A 17,717-nucleotide genomic window follows, 5' to 3' on the forward strand; every position below is an offset into this window, starting at 1 on the left:
TCACGGCACGAAGACCGGCTGGTCCAGCACCCAGAGCCAGGATCCGTCCGGCTGACGGCGGGCGACCTCGATGGTCGCCTCACCGGTGGTCAGCGTGGACGCCGTGAGCGCGAGGTCGTCGCCCACCAGCGCCGGATGCTGCCTGCCCGGCAGGAGTTCCGGCGCGGCCGCGGCGAACTCCTCGTAGACCTTGCGGATCTCCGCGTGCCCTTTCGCGATGTTGCCCGGCGGGAACGCCAGCACGGCGTCCGGTTCGTACAACGCCACCAGTCCGTCGACATCGCCCGCGTTGCCTCGCTCGATGAAGAATCTGCCCAGATCGTTCGGCTCGGTGGCCACAGTCCTGCTTGTCATGGGAATGAGCCTCGCAGCGAATCACGACATCCTGTGTCGTGTATTCCGCTAGAGTTCCGGCCATGCGCGCCGACCGGCTGGTCTCACTGGTGCTGCTGTTGCGGCACCGCGGCCGCCTGTCCGCGACCACGCTCGCGCGCGAGCTGGAGGTCTCCACCCGCACCGTGTTGCGCGACATCGAGGCGCTGTCGGCGGCGGGTGTCCCGGTGTACGCCGAACGCGGCAGGCACGGCGGTTTCGGGTTGCTGCCGGGTTTCCGGACCGAACTCACCGGGCTGAACCATGACGAGGCGCTCGCGTTGCTGATCGCCGGTTCACGGCGCGGAGCGCAGGCTTTCGGTCTCGGCTCGGCGCTCGCGTCGGCCATGCTCAAGGTGGTCGACGCGCTACCGGAAGGCCAGCGGGACACCGCGGCGGGCGCGGCCCGGCGCCTGCTCATCGACCCGGAGACCGACCTGCTTTCGCGCCGGGTGGCCGCCGAAGAGGTGCCGGACGCCGTCGTCTCCGAGGTCCGGCGCGCGGTCTTCGCGGGACACAAGCTGCGCATCCACTACGCGGCCGAGGGCCGGGCACCGCAGTGGCGCACGGTGGATCCGATCGGCCTGGTCACCGTCCGGGACCGGGGCTATCTGCTGGCCACGAGGTCCGGCGAGGACCGGACCTACCGGCTGTCCCGGCTGCGGGCCGCCGAGGAACTCCCCGAACCCGCCCAACGCCCGGACCGGGTGGACCTGGACCGGACCTGGCAGGAACGCGGCACGCGGTTCCGGAGCGGCGGCGACCAGGTCGCCGTGTCGGTGCTGGTGGATCCGGCGCGGCGGGGCGAACTGGTGGGCACCGCGCTGGCCGTGCTCACGGAGGAAACGGCCGAGGACGGACGACTGCGCATGGAGGTGACCTTCCAGGACGCGCGGCACGCCGAATGGGCGTTGTGGCAACTCGCCACGGACGCCGAGGCCGTCGGCCCGCCTTGGTTGCGCGCTTCCCTGCGGGATCGGGCCGTCGCGATCAGCGGCCGCTATGGCGAAGGGTGAAGCCGAACGCGGCGGGGCGGGATAATCCGGCCATGACGAACGCCGCCCTGGCAAGGGCAGCCAAGACTTTCAAGGTGCTGCTGAAGGAATACCGCGTCCGGGCCGGCCTCACGCAGGAGGAACTCGCCGAGGGGTCCGGGGTGAGCGTCCGCGCCATCAGCGACATGGAACGCGGGATCGCCAAGAGCCCGCAACGCCGGACGATCGAAGCACTCGCCGCGCCGCTGTCGTTGTCCGACGACGAGCTGACCGGTCTGCAGAAGGCCGCGCGCCAGGGCCGCGCCCCCGCGCCCGAAAGCCACGGCGCGCACCTGATCGGCATCCTGCCGGCGGACGTCGACGACCTCACCGGCCGCGAAAGCGATCTCGACGCGTTGCGCGCCCTTTCCGCGGATCCGGTCGCCGGGCGCCGCAGGTCTGGGCGGGTCGCGATCCTGAGCGGACCTCCCGGGACCGGCAAGACCACCCTCGCGGTCCGCGTGGCGCACAACCTCGTCGAGGAGTTCCCCGACGGCAGGCTTTTCCTGAAGCTGCGCGGGATGTCGGCCGAGCCGGCGAACCCGGCGGACGTGCTGCACCTGATCCTGCGCTCGCTGGGTCTCGAAGCCGTCCGCATCCCGGCAGATCAGGAGGACCGGGTGAGCCTGTGCCGGTCCCTCCTGCAGGACCGGGCCACCCTGATCGTCCTGGACGACGCGGCCGACGAAGCCCAGGTGCGCCCGCTGCTGGTCGGCGGGCCGCGGTGTCTCACCCTGATCACCGGCCGCCAGATGCTGGTGGGGCTGGAAGGCGCGAGCAGGCTCGCCCTCGACGTGTTCGGCGAGGGCGACGCGGTCGCGTTGCTGTCGACCATCGTCGGGGCGGACAGGGTCGAGCGGGAGCGGCGGGAGGCGCTCGAACTGGTCGAACTGTGCGGGCGGCTGCCGCTGGCGCTGCGGATCGCGGGCAACCGGCTGGCGAGCCGCCCGACCTGGCCGTTGTCGCGGCTGGTGGATCAGCTCCGGGACCGCGGCCGTCGCCTGACCACACTGACCGCCGGCGATCTCGACGTGCGCAGCGTCTTCGAACTGTCGTACCGGCAGCTCAGCCCGAACGCCGCCGTCGTTTTCCGGCGGCTGTCGCTCGTCCCGGCGGCGGACTTCTCGGCGGGCGCCGCGAGGACGCTCATCGAAGCGGCCGACGAGGAAGACGCCGCCGTCTACCTGGAGGAACTGACCGACGCGAGTCTGCTGCAGACGTCGCAGGAGAACGGGCGGTACCAGTTCCACGACCTCCTCCGGGTCTTCGCGACCGAACGGCTGGCCCGCGAGGAAACCCCTGACGTCGTCGAAGCGGCGGAAAACCGGCTGGCCTGCTGGCTGGTGAGCACCGCGACGGCGGCGGGCCGCTACTTCCACCCGAGCGACGGCGTCAGCCCGCTCCCGGTCGCGACGCCGTCGTTCGGCGACCACTGCGGGGCGGGCAGGTGGCTCGAAGTCGAGCTGAGGAACTGGCACGCCGCGGTCAAGAGCGTCGCCGCGCGCGGTGACCACCGGACGGTGCTCGACCTGGCCGAGTCCATGCATTGGTATTCGGAGATCGGCGGGACCGCGAGCACCTGGTACGACGTGTTCGAACTCGCCGTGAACGCCGCCATCGCGCTCGGCAGCGACCGGGACGAGGCGGTCCACCGGAACTATCTGTCCTGGGTGCAGGCTTCGCTGTGCGATCAGGCGGACGAGGCCGTCCGGATGGCCGAGCTGGCCTGGGACGCCGCGGAGAAGGCGGGCGACCGGCGCGAACAGGGCTGGGCACGGGTGTACCTGACGAGCGCCCGTGGCCGCGAAACGTCGCCCGAGCTCTTCGACGAAGCAGTGCGCCTGTTCGCGGAGGCGGACTATCCGCTCGGCGTCCATGTGGCGCGGACGATGCGGGCCTCGCACCGGTACCGGGAGGGCCGGTACGCAGAGGCCGCCGAAGAGTTCGACGCCTGCGTCCGCTACTTCGCGCCGGACCACGGCGGCCCGCGGACTCCGGTGGACGACACCAACTACGCGTACGTGCTGCTGCGTTCGGCCCGGAATCTGGCCGCGCTCGACTCGGCCGACCGTGCTCTCACCCAGTGCGAGACGGCACTCGGCCTGTTCCGTCGTCACGGTGCGGCCATGGGCCAGGCCCGCGCGCTGCAGGAGACCGGACGGTTCCTGTGGCGCCAGGGCGACCACGCGAACGCGCGCCGCCGGTTGTCCGTGGCCGAGGAACTCTACGAACGTATCGGGCTGACGCAGGCGCGGATCGACACGCTCGGCGAGCGGGCGGCACTGTCCGAGGAGATGGGCGACCCGGCGTCGGCGCGCGCGGACCGGGAGCGTGCTTGGGGTCTCCGTGACCGGCTCGGTCGTTCCGATGCGGAGCGGCCGACGTACGGTTCCGGTTCTTAGACCTGGTCTCAAAACTCAAGGTGTGTCGATCGTGGGCAGTCGTGGCGAAGACGACGCAGCATCGACGGGTCGAAGACCGGCTCTGGGAGCTGATCGAACCCCTGATCCCGTCCCGGCCAGCGCCGCGCGGTCCGGGTGGGCGGCCCCGGATCGATGACCGTGCCGCGCTGGAGGGGATCTTGTTCGTGCTCGACACCGGCTGCCGCCGGCGAGACCTACCCGAGCAGCTCGGATGCGGGTCCGGGCAGCCGCGTTGCTGACGGCACCATCGGCGGGGCCGCCTCTTCAGAGGCGTTCGATGCGGTCGGCCTGCGGGCCCCGGTCGCTCTGACGCACCGTGTACCGGACCCGGTCACCCTTCTGCAGCGGCTCCGACCCCATGATCACGGACGCGTGGGCGAAGAGATCGTCGCCGCCCGCGTCCGGGGTGATGAAGCCGAAGCCGCGGTCGTCGTCGTAGCGCGCGACGACGCCCTCGCCGCCTCGTACGGGCACGTCCCGCGCCGCCGGCCCCGCGGCCTCGGCAGGTGCCGGCCGCTGCGGCGCCGTCTGGGGCTCGGCGCCCCGGACCAGGTGCACGTCGCGGGCCTGCGGGCCCTTGTCTCCACTAGCCACCTCGTAGGCGACGCGGTCGCCCTCCGCGAGCCACGTCAGCCCCTCGGCCAGGGCCCGGGCGTGAACGAAGACGTCCCCGGCGCCGGAGTCGGGGTTGATGAAGCCGAAGCCTTTGTCCTCGTCGTACCAGGCCACCGTGCCGTCGGCACCGTCCGCGATACCAGCCGCAGGGGGTGAGCCGGCCCCTGCTCCCAGCGGGATCACGTGCCCGGCCTGCGGGCCGCGCTCGCCTTCGACGATCAGGAAGGCCACCCGCTGCCCCTCGGTGACCACGCCGCCGGTCACGATGGCGGAGCTGTGCACGAAGACGTCGGCGCCGCCGCCGTCCGGCGACGCGAAGCCGTACCCCTTGCTCGGCTCGTACCAATTGACGGTGCCGAGCAGGCCCACGGCGCTGCCGGTGGACGCATCGGCGGTGACGCGAACGCGCAGCGCCTGGGGCCCGCGGTCGTTCTCGCCGACCTCGAACACGACGGCCTGACCCTCGCGGAGCACTTTCGCGCCGCCGTCCCCGACGATCTCGGAGGCGTGCACGAACACGTCCGGCGAGCCGTCCTCGGGCGCGAGGAAGCCGAAACCCCGTTCGGCGTCGAACCAACGGACGGTCCCTTGCGGCATAAAAGGCTCCAGATCGAGAGGGCGGGCACTGGCCCCCAGTCTCTCTGACAGGCCTCCGGGCCGTCGGGCCGGGCCCACAGTCGGGCGGTGCGAAGCCAGGGGCGGGCCGTTGGTCCACCTAGCGACACGCCGAGTTTTGAGACCAGATCTCAGGGCGATGGTCCAGGCGCGGGTCCGGCGGCCGACGCCTTCAGCCTGGGGCTCGTTGTCCAGGACAGGTTCGCCCGGGGTGGTTCCGGTTCGTAGCGCGTTGGCTGTGTCCGAGGCCACGTCGCCGCTGGACAACTGGCACGAACCTGAGCCGGGGCGACGTCCGGGTCCAGGCAGGCTCCCGGCAGAACGGGCCGGTGATTTCTGCCGGTTGCGTCTTTCGCTCCCGCAAGCCGCTTGCCTCGGGGTTGGACGGTGTTTCCGGCCGGGGCGAGACGCTGGTTGAGACTGTGGGCAGGCATCGGATCCACGATGCCTGCCTCGGTCGTTGATGAAGGGTTCGGGACCCTCAACGTCCCGAATCCTTCATCGACGACCGAGGCGCTCCCCGCTGAAGGCATGCCGAAGGGCCCGTCGCCGGTGCGGCTGGCGGGCTCCTCGGTGTTCAGCGGTGATGCAGGGTGTTGCGGCGGGGTTGTCGGAGCGGATCCCGGTATTGGGGTGGGATGAACTCCGGTAACCCATCGGCCGCCATCCGGACTTCCCAGTCACCGTGATGAATCAACCGGTGATGAAAACCGCACAGCAGCACCAGATTCCGAAGATCCGTCGGTCCGCCGTCTGCCCAGTGCTCAATATGATGGGCGTGACAGTTCTTCGGTTTCCGATGACAGCCCGGGAACGCGCAGCCACCGTCACGGATGTTCAGCGCCCGTCTCTGACCGGGCGTGACGAACCGTCGTAGCCGTCCCACATCGAGGGGTTCTCCAGCAGCGCTCATCACGACCGGCAGCATCAGACAGTCGCAGGCCGCCAGCCGGGCTTCCCTCGCGGTCATCGTGCCGACGAAGTCCAGGCACGCGGTTCCGAGACCGGACTTCAGTTCCTCGAGTCCGATGGTGACGTTCACGAGGGTGCGGTAGCCGCTGGTTCCGGGCTGGTCCGGGCACGCGATCGCGAGGTCGAGGAGGTCGGCCCAGGCGTCTCCCAGGCGTTCGCACTTCATCCGCAGATCCGCCTGACCGAACTCGTCGACTGGCCGTGGTTGGGCGTAGGCCTCCAGCGCGGCGGCGGTGCGGGCACCGGTCTCGTCGTCCAGCAGGCCGGTGAGTTTCCAGAACCCGTCTTTGCGGCGTTCCAGGGTGATTTCCCGGCGTGGTTCTTTGGGTTCGGGGTCTTGGGGTTCGTTGCCGTCGGGATCCAGCCAGCCCAGGAGGTTCGCTTCGGCCTTGGCGAGCTGCTGCGGGCCGGCGGTCGGGGCCAACTCGGCGAGGATCTTCTCCGCGACCGCCTTATCTTCGGCGGAGGTGTCGGCGGGGAGTCTCTTCAAGATCTCCAGAATCTGATCGATCCGCTCATCCCCGACCAACCCCTTGGCAGCGAACGCCGCCGTCTCGGGCGCCACGGCCGGGGCTTCGGTGCCATCCAGGTTCCGCGTCGGATTCAAAGCGACCGCCCGCTTCACCACCGCACCCGCCTCGGCCCGCGACAACCCCGCCATCTCCGCGAACCAACTCGCCGTAGTCCCATGCCCGAACAAATCCTTGGCGCCCCGAGACTCGACCTCCGCCAGAAACCGCCCCAAACCCGCGGTAGCCATCCGAATCACCTGCAACGACTGCTGCACACCATGGGCAAGCTCCAGCTTGCCGGCACGCCACAACTCCTGCGGCAACTCGGGAAGGAAGGTCTCGGACACACCTCCATAATACCCGGCAAAATCGAACAGATGTTCGTAATTTTAAGCAACAAGCGAAACATGCAAACAACACCGAAGGGTGAACCGGCCACCAGCGCCGATTCACCCTGAGCAACCCCTCCGCAATTAGTCGACTAATTGCGGAGAGGCCCACCCTTGAGCGTGAACCGAATGCAGTGATAGATCACTGCACGGAAAAGTGGTCGCGGGCGAATTCGGTGACGTCGCGTGCGGGTTTCCCGGTCAGCTCGGCGACGGCCGTGTGCACTTCGGCGGCTTCTCCCCTGGCGTAGTGCGCGTAGTCCTCGATGAGGCCGTCGATCTGCCACGGCGGGAGCAAACCGGCCAGTGCCGCGGCGAACTGATCGGCGGAGGTGTCGTGGAACGCGACGGTCCGCCCCATGGCTTCCGAAAGCGCGTGGGCGATCTGGGCGTGGGTCACCGCACGCGGTCCGGTCAGCGTGTAGGTCCGGCCGGCGTGCCCCGTTCCGGTCAGCACGGCCGCGGCGGCGTCCGCGATGTCCCTGGTGTCGATGGCGCTGACAGCGGCGTCGCCAATGGGGGCGGCGAGGAAACCCTGTTCGATGGTGCCGGAGAAGGCGAGCAGCGCCTGCAAATACAGGTTGGGACGCAGCACGGTGTACTCGATCCCGAGTGCTCGGACGTGCGCCTCGACTTCGGCGTGCCAGCGCAGGAACCGCACCGGCGAGTCGGCGCGCGCCGCGTACTGCGAGAGCAGCACGAGCCGGTTCACCCCGGCGTCCCGGGCGAGGTCGGCGAACCGGGTCTGGAGCGAGGCGGCGTCGGGTGCGGAAGGGCTGTTGAGGAAGACCGCGTCGACGCCTTTCAGCGCCGCGCCGACCGCGTCGGGATCACGCAGGTCGGCGACGACGGTTTCGGCGCCGGGGATGGTCCGCCCGGGGTCCCGGGTCATCGCGCGGACGGCGACCCCGCGGGTCAACAGGGAGGGAATCAGGGCGGATCCGATGGTTCCGGTCGCGCCGGTCACCAGGATGGTGTCCATTGTGGAATGTCCTTTCTCGACAGAGGTCAACGACGGGTGGAGAAGAGCGACACCGCGAGGGCGATGACGACGAGCACGGCTTCACCGAGGAACGCGGTCGTGAACGAGATGTCGCCGTGCGTCCCCGCGGCGCCGATGGCGATTCCGGCGAGCGCGGCGAGCCCGACCGCGCCGCCCAGTTGCTGCGCGGCGTTCACCAGTCCACTGAGCAGGCCCGATTCACCGTCCGCGCTGTCGCGTACCGCCATCGCGGTGGCGTTGACGGCACCCAGCCCGAGCCCGGCGCCGATCAGCAGGAAAGCGCCCAGCAGGCTGATCGAGAAGCCGCTGGTCGTGGGATCCCCTGCCAGCCAAAGGAATCCCGCGAGCAGTACGACGAGGGCGGCCGGCAGCGCCCGGGCGAGCCCGATCCGTTTCGCCAGCATGGGCGCGAGAACGCTGCCCACGATGATCATGACGGCGAGCGGGAGCTGGGCCATGCCGGTCGCCAGCGGGCTCATCCCGAGTACGTCCTGCTGATATTGGGGCAGGAAGAAGAACAGGCTGGTCAGGGTTCCGCCGATCAGCACCATCACCACGTTCGCGGTGACCACCGGCTTCCGGCGGAACACGCCCAGCGGCACCAGCGGACGCGCAGAACGCCGTTCGACGAACACGAACGCCACCAGGGAAACGAGCCCGGCCACGAGACCGGCGATCGTGCCGGGCGCGGTCCACCCGGCGTCGGAGGCGGAGACCATGCCCAGCGCGAGCCCGGAGATCCCGACGGTGATCGTGACCGCGCCCAGCGCGTCGAACCGGCCAGGCCTGCCGGGCACCGGCGGCACGGCGCGCCACACGACGATCGCCCCGACGGCACCGAACGGCACCGGGGTCACGAACACCGACTGCCAGCCGAGCAGTTCGGTCAGCGTGCCGCCGAGGAAGACGCCGACGAGACTGCCCGCTCCGGCGACCGCGCCCCAGATCCCCATCGCGCGGGTGCGCTCCGCGGGCGACGAGTAGAGGCCGAGTACGAGCGAGAGCGCGGCGGGCATCAGGACCGCCGCCCCGATCCCCTGCCCGATCCGCCCGGCGATCAGCAGCCCGCCGGTGGTGGCGAGCGCGCAGAAGGCGGACGCCGCGAGGTAGACGGCCATTCCGGTGAGGAACACCTTCCTGGCCTCGAGCACGTCGGCGAGACGGCCGCCGAGCAGCAGCAGGCCGGCGAACGTCACCAGGTAGCTGTCCACGACCACCGTGAGTTCGGCGGCGGTGAGCGCCAGGCCCTGCCGGATCGTGGACCCGGCGAGGTTCACCATCGCGGCGTCGAGGATGACCAGGAACATGGCGCTCGCGAGGCCGAGCATCGCCACCCCGCGCGAGATCCGTTTCGTCGCTCGTACTGTCATGCCGCCACGATCGCGCGGGCACCGGTCCGCTCGCGTCGGTGACAATCGCCTACTTCGCCTCGCTAGGGTTCGGACCATGCCCACGACGTCCCCTCGTCCGCTCGTCGGCAGACGAGACGAGATCGATCGCCTGCTCGCCCTGGTCCACGCGGCGGGCCGGGGCGAGGGCGGGGTGCTCGTGCTCCGCGGCGAGCCGGGTATCGGCAAGAGCGCGCTCCTGGACCACGTCGAACGAGCGACGGCGGAGGAGTTTCAGGTCATCCGCGCGTCCGGGTCGGAATTCGAGGGTGAGCTGCCGTTCGCGGCACTGCATCAGCTGTGTGTTCCGGTGCTGGCGCATCTCGACACGTTGTCGGCTCCCTACCGCGAATCCCTTCTCGTCGCCTTCGGGCTGGCCGACGGCGCGCCGGACCCGTTCCGCGTCGGTCTCGCCGCGCTCGAACTGCTGGCGACCGCCGCGGGGACGCGCCCGATGCTGTGCGTGGTCGACGACGCGCACTGGCTGGACACGGCGTCGGCGAGGGCGTTGACGTTCCTGGCGAGGCGGATCGCGGCCGAGCCGATCGCGATGGTGTTCGCCGCCCGTGACCAGGATCCGGTGCGCGGGCTGGACGAGTTGCCGGGACTGACGGTCGGCGGCCTGAGCGATACGCACGCGCGTGCCTTGCTGGCCGAAGAAAAGACCGTGACGCTGGACGAGCGCGTGCGCGATCGCCTGCTCGCCGAGGCCCGCGGCAACCCGCTCGCGCTCATCGAGCTGCCGAAGGCGGGCGGTTTCGCGCCGCCGGCGCCGTCGCCGATCGCGGGCCGGATCGAGCGCAGTTTCCGGGACAGGATGGCGGAACTGCCGGTGGACGCGCGACGGCTGCTGACCCTCGCGAGCGCCGATCCCACCGGCGATCCCGGTCTGCTGTGGGCGGCGGCGCGGTGGCTGGACATCGACGTGCCCGCCGCGAGCGCCGCGGCCGAGGCGTCCGGGCTGATCCGGTTCGACACGCGGGCGCGCTTCTGCCATCCCCTGGCACGCTCCGCGGCGTATCGCGCGGCCGAACCGGAGCAGCGCCAGGCCGCCCATCGAGTGCTGGCCGAAGTCACCGATCCGGAGACCGCCGGAGACCGGCGGGCCTGGCATCGGGCCCAGGCCACCACCGGGCCGGACGAACAGGTCGCGGCGGAGCTGGAATTGTCGGCGTCGCGGGCGCAGGCCCGCGGAGGGGTGGCGGCCGCGGCCGCGTTCCTCGAACGTGCGGCGGCGCTTTCCCTCGACCCGGCCAAGCAAACCGCGCGCACCCTCGCGGCCGCGCGGACCACACTGGAGGCGGGCGCGACGGACGCGGCGGCGGATCTGCTGGCCAGCGTCGACACCGCGACCTTGGACGTCCCCCAGCACGCCTCGGTCGATCTGCTGCGCGGGCGGATCGCCTTCGTCCAAGGCGCGGAGGGCGCAGTCCGCGGGCCGGAACTCATCCTGCGGGCGGCGGAGCGGCTCTCCGCCGTCGATCCGGTGCGGTCACGCGAGTTCTTCGTCGCTGCGCTGGAAATGGGACTCGTGGTCGGACGGGCCGCGGGAGTGCTGGACCGGGTTCTCGAAGCGGCCCGCTCGGCGCCTCCGGCGTCGGGACCGCCGGACCTCCTCGACGCGCTCGTGCTGTTGACCACTGAAGGTCACCACGCCGGAGTGCCGGCGCTTCGCCGGGTTCTCACCGGCGACGACGCCAGGTGGACCAGGACACCGGCACTGGCCACCGTGCTCGCGGGCGAACTGTGGGACATCGACCTGCACGCGACGATCGTCGACTGGCTGGTGCGGACCGGACGGGACACCGGATCGCCGATGACCATCCGGCTCGGCCTGTCCCAGGTGGCGCTGCACGCGGTGCTCACCGGGAACTTCGGGCGGGCGATGGCCGCGATCGCCGAAGAGGAGGCGATCGCGGACGCCGCCGGCGATCCGCCGCAGCTCTACCCGCGCGTGCATCTGGCGGCGATGCGCGGACGCCGCCGGGAAGTGCTGGATCTCTTCGCCGAAGCGACGACCCGCGGCAGCGGGCAGCTGACCGCGAACGCGTATTGGGCGACGGCCGTGCTGTACAACGGCCTCGCCGAGTATCCGGCCGCGCTGGACGCGGCGACCAGGGCCGTGGCGAGCGGCGAACTCTTTCTCACCGGCATCGCCCTGCCCGAACTCGTGGAAGCCGCGGTGCGCTGCGGGAAGGAGTCCGTCGCCCAGTCGGCGCTGGACTCCTTGACCGCCCGCACGGAACCCGCGGGCACCGCCTTCGCCCTCGGGATCACGGCGAGCGCGCGGGCCATGGTCAGCGACGCGGAACCCGACCATCTGGAAGCGCTCCGGTACCTGGCGGACGGCCCGCTCTCGGTGCACCTCGCGCGGGCGCGGCTGCGTTACGGCGAGTGGCTCCGCCGCGAGGGACGGCGTCGTGAAGCGCGTGAACACCTGCGCACCGCGCACGAACAGCTGTCGGAGATCGGGCTGGAGGCGTTCACCCGGCGGGCCGCCGACGAACTGCGGGCGACCGGGGAGGTCGCCCGCAGCCGCTCCGGGCATTCCTACGACCACCTGACCATGCAGGAGACGCATATCGCGCGGCAGGTCGCGGCGGGCGCCACGTCGAAAGAAGTGGCCACCCGCCTGTTCCTCAGCCCCCGCACGGTGGACGCCCACCTCCGCAACATCTTCCGCAAGCTCGGCATCACCTCGCGCAGGCAGCTGAGGGACATGCCCGATCTCCGCGACGCGGAGTTCAGCTCTTGACCGGATACGCCAGCGACTCACCGTTTTCGCCCGCGGCGATGCCGGCGTACTCGCTCACGAGCGCCGGGACGAGCCCGACGTCGTCGGTGGCCAGATCCTTGCCCGTCCTGGCGTCCAGCACGATCGGCTGACCGCCGCCGGTCTTGCCGTAGACGGCGCCGTGCCAGGCGAACGTGACGCTGGGAGCCACCCGGTTGGCCGCCTTGTCCGGCAGGGTCCAGAGCGGGGCCGCGGTGGCGGCGTCGTAGCCGGTGAGCACGCCGCCCGCGTCGCAGACGAGCACCGATCGTTCGTCGTGGCGGCAGGTTCCGTACGAGCTGGGGCCGAACTGGTCCTCGCCGTCGACCTTGCTCTTTTCCGCGCCGGTGGCCGGGTCGAGGAACAGGAGCGACGAATCACCGCTGCCGTAGTCGGTCCTGGTGAGCACGACCAGGGCCGGATCCGCGCGGACCAGGACGACCGCGGACGATCGCGCGGCGCCGGTCCATTTCTGCCCGCCGGTGGCCAGGTCGAGCGCGGTCGCCTGGACCATCGAGGAGTTCTCGGCGACGTTGAAGTCGGCGCCGACGACGACGTCGCCGTGCACGCTGCCGGCCTCGTAATCCTTGCGCTCCCACAGGGTTTTCCCGCTCGCAGGGTCGAGCGCGACCGTGACGTGGTCGTCCGAGCGGCCGTAGCGGGCGATGACGGCCTTGTCCGTGACGGCGACGACCTCGGTGACGGCGTTGCTAGCGTCGGCGTACTGGTCGTCGGAGACCTTGGTCTCGGACTGCCAGACCTTGGTGCCCTTCTCCCGATCCGCCGCGATCACCGACAGCGCGACGTAGCCGGGCGTGGTGCCCTTTTCCGGGATGACGACCGGGACCGCGGCGACGACGAGCTTGTCGCCGACCGCGGGCGGACGCGGCCCCGTGGTGTTGACGAACGGCCCGCTCTGGTTGTACGGGTCACCGGGCGTGCGCTCGAACGGGACGGTCCATTTCTGTTGTCCCGTCAGCACATCCACCACGTTCAACGCGGTGGGGGTGACGATGTAGCCGGTGCGATCGCGCAGCGTCATGAACAGCGAGGTGACGTGGCCCGCCGCGTTGGACCGGACCGCGCCCGCTGGGAGCCCGACGGGCGCGCTCTTGTCGAACGACCGGGGCGGGTCGGCGGTCTTCGCCTCCGGTGTCGCGGACGTGGGTGGCTGCCCGGCGGCCGCCGAGCCGCTCGGCACCGGGGCCGGGGCCGGGTCGTCGGTTCCGCAGCCCGACGCCGTGAGCGCGGCCCCCAGGCAGGCCACGAAGACCAGAAATCGCCGCATTTGCGCACCTTCCCTGCTCGTTCTCCGCTCCGGTCGGAGCCACGGCAGGACGTTAGCCGAACTCGCACCCACTGTGTGGCACTTTCACCTAAAGTGTCACTACTGGCTGGTCAAGGGGCTGACGTTGATCCACATCCGGACACCTCCGTCCTCCGCACGCGGAAGACGGAGGTTCCCGTTCACGACTCAGACCGGGATGTCGCCTGCCGTCCCCCACTGGGTAGTGAACAGGCCGAGGCCGTACCAGGTCCCGTTCGACGGCCGCCACACCACGAAGTCCGCTCGCGGATCGCCGCCGAAATTGCCCGCCATGGGCACGTCACCGGCCACACCCCATTGCTGGGTCGCGATCCCGAGCACGTACCAGACTCCGTTGCCCGGACGCCAGACGGCGAAATCGGCACGCCCGTCGGCATTGAAATCACCGGCGACCGGAATATCGCCCGAGACGCCCCATTGCTGGGTCGCGATTCCCCGCACGTACCAGACGCCGTCGCTCGGCCGCCAAACCGTGAAGTCGGCGCGCCCGTCGGCGTTGAAATCTCCGGCGACCGGAACGTCACCGGCGACACCCCATTGCACCGTGGCGATACCGAGCACGTACCACGTGCCATTACTCGGCCGCCACACCGCGAAATCGGAACGGCCGTCACCGTTGAAATCGCCGGTCAGCGGAACGTCGCCGGACACGCCCCACTGCTGGGTCACCACCGCGCCGGTGCTGCTCTGGATGATGTACCAAATACCGTTGCTCGGCCGCCACACGGCGAAGTCGGCCCGACGATCGCCGTCGTAGTCCGCGGCCACCGGCACGTCGCCGGAGACACCCCACTGCTGGGTCACGACACTGCCGTTGCTACTGCGGATCACGTACCAGAAACCGTTGCCAGGACGCCAAACCGCCTTGTCGGCGAAGCCGTCGCCGTCGAAATCCGCGGCTGTCTTCTGAGACGGCGGCGAGGCGGCGATACCGATGTCGTCCGCGCTCGCGGCCGCCGGTATCGCCAGCAGGCCCGCGAGCAGACCCGCCAACGCCGTACCCAGCCGAATGGATCTTCGCATTTTGCCGGAACCTCTTTCCGTTCGGTGGACGCACTCTTCCCAGCCCGCGCTTTTTGACCGAAGATACGGACCGGGGCAGTTCCAGCCTGACACCGGCGGCGTGACCTTGTCAGCAAGGATTCCGTCCAACGGACCGCGCGAGGGGATTTCAATGGAGACCAAGAGAAGACCCAGAAGCGTCCTCGAAGGCGCCTTCACCCTATTGGATGCCTTGGTACGACATCAAGGTGAAGCAGGATTGACCCAGCTGGCCAATTCCTGTTCGATACCGAAATCGACGGCATATCGATTGCTCGAGCAATTGACCGCACTGGAGGTTGTCCAGCGCAGCGAAAACCGCTATCGCGTCGGTGCGCAGGCATTCCGGCTCGGCCAATCGTGGCAACCGTATCCGCGCCTGCTGGAACTCGCGCGCGGCGAACTCCGGCGCCTGGCCGCGGCCACCCGGGCCAGTTCGGTACTCGCCGTCCCCTGCGACGGCCGCATCCTGATCGCCGCCGCCAGCCTCACCCGGCCCGAAGACGGCGTCCTGCTCCGGCCAGGATCGACCGTGCCCCAGCGCACCGGCCGGTTCTGCCCCACCTGGCAGGCCGAACACGAGCTCGTCGCCGTCGAAGCGTCCGTCCGGCTGCCGACCGGCCGGACGATCGGTTCGATCGCGACCGTGCTCACGGTGCCCCGGACCCCCGTCACGATGACCGACACCGTCGCCCGCGCAGCCCGCACCCTCGGCGCGGCGCTGGCGGGCTGAGCGACGTGCGAGATCTCGCGCTACGGTCCTCTCGTGACTCCGGCCGAAGCCCGCGAAGCCCTCCTGTTCCACTCCGGCGCGCACGCGGATGTGGACGATCCGCGGTGGCAGAAGGGGTTTCTCGGGTCTTTGCGACCCTTCAGTGGCTTACGCGAAGAGAACTACCATGAGGTGATGGCCGCGTTGCGGGCCCTCACCGAACAGCTGCAGGCCGACTCGGTGCCGCGTGAAGTCGTTTCCGCCGTGGTCGGAATCTGTCACTTCGCGCGGGCCTGGGGCGTCGCGCCCGACGGCATGCTCCGCGGGAACGGCCTGATCGGCGACGAGGACGCGGCGCGCCTCGAGGAGTGGATCTGGACCATTTCCTATGCGCTGTCGATGATCTTGGACGGCGACGCGGCGGAGGCCTTCGACGAGTACGACCGTGAATGTCGCCCGTAGGCCGGACTGGCTGTCCGGGTGGTGCGTGGAACACCTGGGAGCCGAGCCGGTCGCCGTGCTGTTCGAGGCGCGGTCGATATCGGCGGTGTTCGGGCTGCTGCTGGCCACCGGGCGCGACGTCGTGGTGAAGGCGCGGGAAGACGACGGCCGCGCCGCGTCGTGTGTCGCCGCGCAGGCCCTGCTGGCCGACCGGGGGTTCCCGTGCGCCCGGCCGATCACACCCGCGACGGGCGTGGGGGCGCTGGCCGTGCACGCCGAGGAATCCAGGCCCGGCGGTGAATTGCTGCGCGGTGACTCACCGGACGTCGCCGCCCGCTACGCGGCGGTGTTCGCGCGGCTGATGGACGGGCTGGCCGGCGTGGCCGTCTCGCCGCCACTGCCGAATCCCCGCTGGATCCGCTGGGACCACACGGATCCCGGGTTGTGGCCGTCCATCGAGGACCTCGACCGGCGGGATCAGCACGCCGTGCCCGCGTACGTCGTCGAGACGGCCGGGCGGCTCCGCGAACGACTGCTCGCCGCGGACCTGCCCCGCGTACTCGGTCACGCCGACTTCGAAGCGCAGAACCTCCGCTGGCGGGACGGCCACATCTGGGCCGTGCACGACTGGGACAGCCTCGCGTGGCAGCCGGAGGCGGCACTGGCGGGAGCGGCGAGCGCGGTCTTTCCCAAGACCGGGCCCGCCTTGCTGCCGCCGATCGAAAGCTCCGAGGCGTTCTTGGCCACCTATCAGGACATCCGGGGCCGCCGGTTCACCACGGAGGAGCAGGAGGTCGCGTGGGCGGCGAGCCTGTGGCCGGCGGCCCACGACGTCCGCTGGGAAACGCTGCACGGCACTCCCCCGGGTTCGCATGACGCCGTCCGCGCGCAGGTGACCGAACGCCTGCACCGCGCGAACGCCTGAAAGGAGATCAGCAGGCCTTGACGACGACCGCGTGCGCCTTGCTTCCGAGGTCGAGGACCCGCACGTTCCGGTTACCGGCGGGCACGCGGACCTGGTAGGTGCCGGGGTAGACCGGGTAGCCGAAGTAGCTGCCCGCCGGGGCCGCGCCGGTGCCCGCGATCATCGAGCCGTCGGTGCGGTGGATCGTGGTGGAGACCGCGCTGCCGCAGGTGTTGTAGATGATGATCTTGCCCTTGGTCGCGGCGGAGGCGGAGCCCGCGCCGAGGACCGAGATGACCAGGCCCGCGGTGGCAAGAACCGCGAAAGCGCGCCGGGTGGTCGTCATGGTGCTCCTCAGGATGTGCCGGGGTATCGGCCACAAGATATCCGCGGACGCGTCCGCGCACTGCCGGTCGAACGCACCACACGAGCTCAGTGCTTCGGCGCCACCTTGCCGATGGCGGCGGTGGCCAGCGCGGTCACCCCGTCCTTGACGGGCGCTCCGTCGGTCTGGTTGGTGTAGTCGACGTGGTACACGATGTTGCGGTACCGGGCGGTCACCGCCACCGAGTGGCCGCGTTTCCCGTGCTCGACGAGCAAAGCCTCGTCGGCGTCCTTCACGTTCACCGAGACCCCGTTCCGGACCCGGCGTTTCAGGTGTTCCTTCGCGGCGTCCACCCCGGACTTCGTGCGTGTGGCGCGGTAGACGTAGCTGGTGACGATCACGTGCGCCGCCCGGACCTTGTCCTTGATGAAGGTGTCGGTGTTGTTCCAGGCGCACTGCCCCTGTTCCAAGGAGTCCGAGGACGAATTGGCCGATCCCGCCTCGAAATCCGTCCGGCCGGGGATGTAGCGGGCCACCTCGCTCTTGTCGAAGACGGCACAACCGATCGGCGCCTTCGCCACGTCCTGTGAAACGTCCACGGGCGGTGGCGCGTCGGAGTCGCCCTCCCTGAGGAAGATCCAGTACCCGCCGAAAGCCAGCCCCAGCACCATGACCGTGCCCAGTGCCAGCAGCACGATCAGCAGCCCGGTCTTCTTCTTGCGAGGCGGCTGCCGGTGGTACTGCCACCCCGGTGGCGGCACGGGATAGGCCCCTGGCGGACCGGGCTGGCTCATCGAACTCCCTCGGGCGTCTTCCTCGGCGCGGTGCCGCGGGCATCCGGTCCCCTCGACGCCGAATGCCCGCGACGCCC

Annotated in this window: 15 protein-coding genes and 2 pseudogenes; 8 read left to right on the forward strand and 9 right to left on the reverse strand. The window is 70.3% G+C overall.

The features are described from left to right. The gene (locus NQK81_RS11815; RefSeq protein ID WP_257489742.1) at positions 1-339 is read right to left on the reverse strand and encodes a YybH family protein; all 339 of its coding nucleotides are present in this window, start codon (positions 337-339) and stop codon (positions 1-3) included. Between the two features lie 77 nt (positions 340-416). Here NQK81_RS11815 and NQK81_RS11820 point away from each other — a divergent pair, with 77 nt between their 5' ends. The 3 genes and pseudogenes from NQK81_RS11820 to NQK81_RS11830 all read left to right on the forward strand — a co-directional run. Next, on the forward strand, positions 417-1,388 hold the full coding sequence (locus NQK81_RS11820) for a helix-turn-helix transcriptional regulator (protein WP_257488214.1): 972 nt from the start codon (positions 417-419) through the stop codon (positions 1,386-1,388). A 32-nt stretch (positions 1,389-1,420) separates the two neighbouring features. Then, positions 1,421-3,808 (forward strand): ATP-binding protein, encoded by a 2,388-nt coding sequence (locus NQK81_RS11825; protein ID WP_257488215.1) that lies wholly within the window; start codon positions 1,421-1,423, stop codon positions 3,806-3,808. Between the two features lie 41 nt (positions 3,809-3,849). Continuing rightward, positions 3,850-4,053 (forward strand): annotated as a pseudogene (locus NQK81_RS11830) (transposase); the annotation flags it as partial. Between the two features lie 40 nt (positions 4,054-4,093). Here NQK81_RS11830 and NQK81_RS11835 read toward each other — a convergent pair. From NQK81_RS11835 to NQK81_RS11860, 4 genes are all read right to left on the reverse strand, one after another. Continuing rightward, complete coding sequence (locus NQK81_RS11835) at positions 4,094-5,041, reverse strand: cold-shock protein (RefSeq protein ID WP_443092894.1); 948 nt, start codon at positions 5,039-5,041, stop codon at positions 4,094-4,096. A gap of 595 nt (positions 5,042-5,636) precedes the next feature. Next, the gene (locus NQK81_RS11850) at positions 5,637-6,890 is read right to left on the reverse strand and encodes an HNH endonuclease signature motif containing protein (RefSeq protein WP_257488216.1); all 1,254 of its coding nucleotides are present in this window, start codon (positions 6,888-6,890) and stop codon (positions 5,637-5,639) included. A gap of 184 nt (positions 6,891-7,074) precedes the next feature. After that, positions 7,075-7,914 carry an SDR family oxidoreductase gene (locus tag NQK81_RS11855; protein ID WP_257488217.1) on the reverse strand — a complete coding sequence of 280 codons (840 nt, stop codon included), beginning with the start codon at positions 7,912-7,914 and terminating at the stop codon, positions 7,075-7,077. Between the two features lie 26 nt (positions 7,915-7,940). After that, entirely contained in the window at positions 7,941-9,305 is a 1,365-nt protein-coding gene (locus tag NQK81_RS11860) for an MFS transporter (RefSeq protein WP_257488218.1), read from the reverse strand. Positions 9,306-9,381: 76 nt separating this feature from the next. On the opposite strand from NQK81_RS11860, the gene NQK81_RS11865 reads away from it, so the two are divergent. Then, positions 9,382-12,078, forward strand: coding sequence for an AAA family ATPase (locus tag NQK81_RS11865; protein WP_257488219.1), 2,697 nt, complete (start codon positions 9,382-9,384; stop codon positions 12,076-12,078). On the opposite strand, the gene NQK81_RS11870 is transcribed toward NQK81_RS11865, so the two are convergent. Continuing rightward, positions 12,068-13,384, reverse strand: a complete 1,317-nt coding sequence (locus tag NQK81_RS11870) for an outer membrane protein assembly factor BamB family protein (RefSeq protein ID WP_257488220.1) — start codon at positions 13,382-13,384, stop codon at positions 12,068-12,070. The genes NQK81_RS11865 and NQK81_RS11870 overlap by 11 nt on opposite strands. Before the next feature lie 186 nt (positions 13,385-13,570). Further along, positions 13,571-14,446, reverse strand: a complete 876-nt coding sequence (locus tag NQK81_RS11875; protein WP_257488221.1) for an FG-GAP repeat domain-containing protein — start codon at positions 14,444-14,446, stop codon at positions 13,571-13,573. A 151-nt stretch (positions 14,447-14,597) separates the two neighbouring features. Between NQK81_RS11875 and NQK81_RS45375 the strand changes: the two are divergent. The 4 genes and pseudogenes from NQK81_RS45375 to NQK81_RS11890 all read left to right on the forward strand — a co-directional run. Next, a pseudogene (locus NQK81_RS45375) lies at positions 14,598-14,714 on the forward strand (hypothetical protein); the annotation flags it as partial. A 33-nt stretch (positions 14,715-14,747) separates the two neighbouring features. Next, positions 14,748-15,197 (forward strand): IclR family transcriptional regulator, encoded by a 450-nt coding sequence (locus NQK81_RS11880; protein ID WP_257488222.1) that lies wholly within the window; start codon positions 14,748-14,750, stop codon positions 15,195-15,197. A gap of 174 nt (positions 15,198-15,371) precedes the next feature. After that, positions 15,372-15,638: a hypothetical protein gene (locus tag NQK81_RS11885; RefSeq protein ID WP_257488223.1), complete on the forward strand. Its 267-nt coding sequence runs from the start codon at positions 15,372-15,374 to the stop codon at positions 15,636-15,638. 25 nt (positions 15,639-15,663) lie between these two features. Beyond that, positions 15,664-16,542, forward strand: a complete 879-nt coding sequence (locus tag NQK81_RS11890; RefSeq protein ID WP_257488224.1) for a phosphotransferase — start codon at positions 15,664-15,666, stop codon at positions 16,540-16,542. Positions 16,543-16,549: 7 nt separating this feature from the next. Here NQK81_RS11890 and NQK81_RS11895 read toward each other — a convergent pair whose 3' ends face one another. Together NQK81_RS11895 and NQK81_RS11900 are read right to left on the reverse strand one after the other, a co-directional pair. Continuing rightward, positions 16,550-16,867, reverse strand: a complete 318-nt coding sequence (locus NQK81_RS11895) for a hypothetical protein (protein ID WP_257488225.1) — start codon at positions 16,865-16,867, stop codon at positions 16,550-16,552. A gap of 86 nt (positions 16,868-16,953) precedes the next feature. Next, a complete protein-coding gene (locus NQK81_RS11900; RefSeq protein ID WP_257488226.1) occupies positions 16,954-17,640 on the reverse strand; it encodes a flagellar basal body-associated FliL family protein in 687 nt (228 codons plus the stop codon). Between the last annotated feature and the right edge of the window lie 77 nt (positions 17,641-17,717).

The organism is Amycolatopsis roodepoortensis, from assembly GCF_024628825.1.
GTDB classification, from domain to species: Bacteria; Actinomycetota; Actinomycetes; order Mycobacteriales; family Pseudonocardiaceae; genus Amycolatopsis; species Amycolatopsis roodepoortensis.